Origin of the sequence: Nostoc sp. (assembly GCF_036917775.1) — a bacterium.
Classification (GTDB): domain Bacteria; phylum Cyanobacteriota; class Cyanobacteriia; order Cyanobacteriales; family Nostocaceae; genus Nostoc.
The window spans coordinates 1-1,510 of the sequence record NZ_JBALEQ010000104.1 but is presented as its reverse complement, the minus strand read 5'-3'; the positions used below and the strand labels follow the sequence as shown (position 1 = coordinate 1,510).

The following is a 1,510-nucleotide window of genomic DNA, read 5'->3' as shown; positions in this document are numbered from 1 at the left end:
CAAAACGGAGAGTTTGATCCTGGCTCAGGATGAACGCTGGCGGTATGCTTAACACATGCAAGTCGAACGGTGTCTTCGGACACAGTGGCGGACGGGTGAGTAACGCGTGAGAATCTGGCTCTAGGTCTGGGACAACCACTGGAAACGGTGGCTAATACCGGATGTGCCGAGAGGTGAAAGGTTAACTGCCTAGAGATGAGCTCGCGTCTGATTAGCTAGTTGGAAGTGTAATGGACTCCCAAGGCGACGATCAGTAGCTGGTCTGAGAGGACGATCAGCCACACTGGGACTGAGACACGGCCCAGACTCCTACGGGAGGCAGCAGTGGGGAATTTTCCGCAATGGGCGAAAGCCTGACGGAGCAATACCGCGTGAGGGAGGAAGGCTCTTGGGTCGTAAACCTCTTTTCTCAGGGAAGAACACAATGACGGTACCTGAGGAATAAGCATCGGCTAACTCCGTGCCAGCAGCCGCGGTAATACGGAGGATGCAAGCGTTATCCGGAATGATTGGGCGTAAAGCGTCCGCAGGTGGCAATGTAAGTCTGCTGTTAAAGAGTCTAGCTCAACTAGATAAGAGCAGTGGAAACTACATAGCTAGAGTACGTTCGGGGCAGAGGGAATTCCTGGTGTAGCGGTGAAATGCGTAGAGATCAGGAAGAACACCGGTGGCGAAGGCGCTCTGCTAGGCCGTAACTGACACTGAGGGACGAAAGCTAGGGGAGCGAATGGGATTAGATACCCCAGTAGTCCTAGCCGTAAACGATGGATACTAGGCGTGGCTTGTATCGACCCGAGCCGTGCCGTAGCTAACGCGTTAAGTATCCCGCCTGGGGAGTACGCCGGCAACGGTGAAACTCAAAGGAATTGACGGGGGCCCGCACAAGCGGTGGAGTATGTGGTTTAATTCGATGCAACGCGAAGAACCTTACCAAGGCTTGACATGTCGCGAATCTCGGTGAAAGCTGAGAGTGCCTTCGGGAGCGCGAACACAGGTGGTGCATGGCTGTCGTCAGCTCGTGTCGTGAGATGTTGGGTTAAGTCCCGCAACGAGCGCAACCCTCGTTTTTAGTTGCCAGCATTAAGTTGGGCACTCTAGAGAGACTGCCGGTGACAAACCGGAGGAAGGTGGGGATGACGTCAAGTCAGCATGCCCCTTACGCCTTGGGCTACACACGTACTACAATGCTCCGGACAGAGGGCAGCAAGCATGCGAATGCAAGCAAATCCCGTAAACCGGAGCTCAGTTCAGATCGCAGGCTGCAACTCGCCTGCGTGAAGGAGGAATCGCTAGTAATTGCAGGTCAGCATACTGCAGTGAATTCGTTCCCGGGCCTTGTACACACCGCCCGTCACACCATGGAAGCTGGTAGTGCCCGAAGTCATTACTCCAACCTTTCGGGGGGGAGGATGCCTAAGGCAGGACTGGTGACTGGGGTGAAGTCGTAACAAGGTAGCCGTACCGGAAGGTGTGGCTGGATCACCTCCTTTTTAGGGAGACCTACACCCCT

1 rRNA gene is annotated in these 1,510 nt (G+C 54.8%); it reads left to right on the top strand.

From position 1 onward, the window contains the following. Nucleotide 1: 1 nt before the first annotated feature. Nucleotides 2-1,490, top strand: a 16S ribosomal RNA gene (locus V7K69_RS21195). Nucleotides 1,491-1,510: the final 20 nt, after the last annotated feature.